2 protein-coding genes, 1 tRNA gene and 3 rRNA genes are annotated in these 3158 nt (G+C 47.5%); 1 reads left to right on the top strand and 5 read right to left on the bottom strand.

The features are described 5' to 3' along the window. On the top strand, nt 1–1174 hold a 1174-nt coding region (locus tag BZG83_RS16170), incomplete at its 5' end, for a cation:proton antiporter (protein WP_077482085.1). A gap of 45 nt (nt 1175–1219) precedes the next feature. Here the strand turns inward: BZG83_RS16170 and metA are convergent. From metA to BZG83_RS16145, 5 genes are all read right to left on the bottom strand, one after another. Next, complete coding sequence (gene metA, locus BZG83_RS16165) at nt 1220–2167, bottom strand: homoserine O-acetyltransferase MetA (RefSeq protein WP_077482083.1); 948 nt, start codon at nt 2165–2167, stop codon at nt 1220–1222. A gap of 185 nt (nt 2168–2352) precedes the next feature. Further along, nucleotides 2353–2468: ribosomal RNA gene (gene rrf, locus BZG83_RS16160) — 5S ribosomal RNA — on the bottom strand. Nucleotides 2469–2475: 7 nt separating this feature from the next. Continuing rightward, nucleotides 2476–2551, bottom strand: a tRNA-Thr gene (locus BZG83_RS16155). Between the two features lie 243 nt (nt 2552–2794). Next, nucleotides 2795–2910 (bottom strand): 5S ribosomal RNA (gene rrf / locus BZG83_RS16150). A 122-nt stretch (nt 2911–3032) separates the two neighbouring features. After that, nucleotides 3033–3158, bottom strand: a 23S ribosomal RNA gene (locus BZG83_RS16145); the annotation flags it as partial.

The raw sequence follows: 3158 nt of genomic DNA, 5'->3' as shown, positions 1-3158 counted from the left end.
GTCTTTAGGGATAGTGATTGCCGGTCAGTATCAAGCCCTGCCTCTAAAGGCGATTGCCGCGCAAACTTTAGGGGATATTCATTTTGAGGAGTTTCTCCTTGAGGGCGTGCTTGGCTTTCTACTTTTTGCTGGAGGGCTGGGCGTCAAACTGCCTTCGTTTTCAGACCAAAAATGGGAAATCACCACCCTAGCACTCGGTGCGACGCTGCTCTCCGTGTTTTTAGTGGGATCCGGTGTGTGGGGCGTGTTCCAACTGATTGGGGTACAATTTGATTATATTTACTGCTTACTTTTCGGCGCCCTTATCTCACCCACGGACCCCATTGCCGTGCTTGCGATTGTCAAAAAATTACATGCCCCCATGCGTATTACCACCCAAATCGAAGGCGAGTCGTTGTTTAACGATGGTTTTGGCTTGGTGGTGTTTGTGACTATTTTCACCCTCGCATTCGGACATCAAAACCCAACCTTGGCGGGTACCCTGTCGCTGTTTGCGCAAGAAGCGATTGGCGGCATATGTTACGGCCTAGTTTTAGGCTATGCCTTTCACCGTTTGATTTGTGCCACTAACGATCACTCCATGGAGCTGTTGCTCACTTTAGCCATTCCCAGTGCTGGCTATGTGCTCGCCGATATGCTGCATGTTTCCGGTCCACTGGCAATGGTCGTCTCCGGGATCATGATCGGTAACTGGACCCGCTTTATTGGCTTTTCCAAAGAAAGTGAAGATCACCTCGACCATTTCTGGGAACTGGTCGATGAATTTCTTAACAGCTTACTGTTCTTGCTCATCGGCTTGAGCTTGTTGCAAATCACCTTTCATGAAGAGGACTGGATTGTAATGGGTTGTGTAGTGCCTTTAGTGCTAGCGGCTCGCTATTTGAGTGTCAAAGCCTGCTATCTCGGTTTCCGATGCTTTCGCGAATATAACCCGTGGGCTGTGCGCATTCTCACATGGGGAGGATTGCGTGGAGGCCTCGCCTTGGCCATGGCCATGGCGGTACCAGCTGGCATTATTGTGGTCCCAGAAAAACAAATCGATGTCAGAGAGCTGATTTTGGTGATGACTTACGCGGTGGTGGTGTTTTCTATTTTGGTACAAGGCTCAACCATGACCGGCATGGTTGATAAAGCAAACGCAGCTCAAGACGAGATGGACAAGCGCCTTCAATGAACTCCGCGCCTTTGTCTATCATAAAGGCGCCAGGTGGCGCCTTTTTTATTCATCAAGCGTAAAGTTAGACGCTGAAAATGTATCCAAATCGAAGGGGGTTTGCTGATAGACACAATAGTTCAGCCAATTCGCAAACAGCAGATGCCCGTGACTGCRCCAGCTCACATACGGTGGCTGAGAAGGATCGTCATCCGGGTAATAGTTAATGGGGATCACCGGCTCCATCCCCTCCTCTAAATCGCGGTGATACTCGTCATTCAAAGTATGCGCATCATACTCAGGGTGCCCAGTGACAAACACATTGCGTTTATCTTTCGTCGCGGCCAGATACGTCCCCGCCTCATTGGACGTGGCTAAGATATCGAGATCGGTATGTTCATTCAGATAATGAGGAGAAAAGTCTGCATAACGTGAATGAGGCGCTAAGAAACTATCATCAAAACCGCGTAATAGTGGATGCTTAGATAACTCGCTATTTATCTGATGGCGATAAACACCTGATAGCTTTTCTTTGCGAGTTTTCTTAGGCAAATCGTAAAGTAGCTTTAAGCCCGCTTGCGCTGCCCAACAAATATAGAGTGTGGAGGTGACATGTTGGTGTGCCCAATTCATCACATCCTGTAAATGCTCCCAGTAAATCACGTCCTCAAACTGCACTAATCCGAGTGGCGCGCCTGTGACAATCAAACCATCGAAGTTACGCCCCCGCACGGCCTCAAATTGGCGATAGAAGGTATCAAGATGCTCGGTCGGCGTGTTCTTGCTTGGTCGGTTATCTATCCGTAAAAGCTCAACATCCACTTGCAAAGGGCTGTTAGAGAGCAAACGCATAAATTGCGTTTCGGTCTCGATTTTCTTTGGCATCAGGTTTAGAAGCAGGACTTTCAGCGGACGGATGTTTTGACTTACCGCGCGCGTTTCTGTCATCACAAAGATATTTTCACGCCGCAGAATATTGGTCGCGGGAAGTTGGTCCGGAATTTTAATCGGCATCACTGCCTCCTAGAGATGTTTAGACGTCCAGATATCTAATAACATAACGCAGCCGATTATAGAGCTCAAGCAATAATCAAGTGGGAAAGGGTAATACTCTATTTAGAATAGAAAGGAATCGGTATGGAAGGACAATACGTAGAAACGAAAAAGCCCCCCGCAAATGCGGAGGGCTTATGAATAACTCTTGGCAGTGACCTACTCTCACATGGGGAGACCCCACACTACCATCGGCGCAGCAACGTTTCACTTCTGAGTTCGGCATGGATTCAGGTGGTGCCGTTACGCTATGGCCGCCAAGAAAATACTGGTGCTGATAGGCAGATTTGAACTGCCGACCTCACCCTTACCAAGGGTGCGCTCTACCAACTGAGCTATATCAGCGAAAACGCTTTACCAAAGTCTTACTTTTTATCTGCTTTGATAATTAAATCACTTCTCATCAAAGTCTTACAGACATCCGCTTTGATGCTTAAATTTTTGCTAACTAAAGCCCAACATTAAGCTCTAATTAGATTATCTTGTTTGATGCGATGAGGATGTTGAATCGAGACGCGCAGTGTATGCCAATACATGAGCATCGCAGATATCAAAAGCATCGAGCTATCAACAAGATAAGCAATGAAAGCCTGGCGATGTCCTACTCTCACATGGGGAGACCCCACACTACCATCGGCGCTGCTTCGTTTCACTACTGAGTTCGGCATGGAGTCAGGTGGGTCCAAAGCGCTATGGTCGCCAAGCAAAATTTTGTTTTGTCTTCACTTTTTTAAAAAGTGAAAACCATCAATCTAGAAAGCTGTTCGTTCTCGCCACAATCAACTGGCTTTATTTCRAGTCCAACCCAAAACCTCTTGGGTGTTGTATGGTTAAGCCTCACGGGCAATTAGTACAGGTTAGCTCAACGCCTCACAGCGCTTACACACCCTGCCTATCAACGTCGTAGTCTACGACAACCCTTTAGAGAGCTCGAAGCTCTAGGGATGACTCA

Origin of the sequence: Salinivibrio sp. PR919, assembly GCF_001995355.1 — a bacterium.
Lineage (GTDB): Bacteria > Pseudomonadota > Gammaproteobacteria > Enterobacterales > Vibrionaceae > Salinivibrio > Salinivibrio proteolyticus.
Note: the sequence above shows the minus strand (reverse complement) of the source record. Positions and strands in the feature narration are given on the sequence as shown.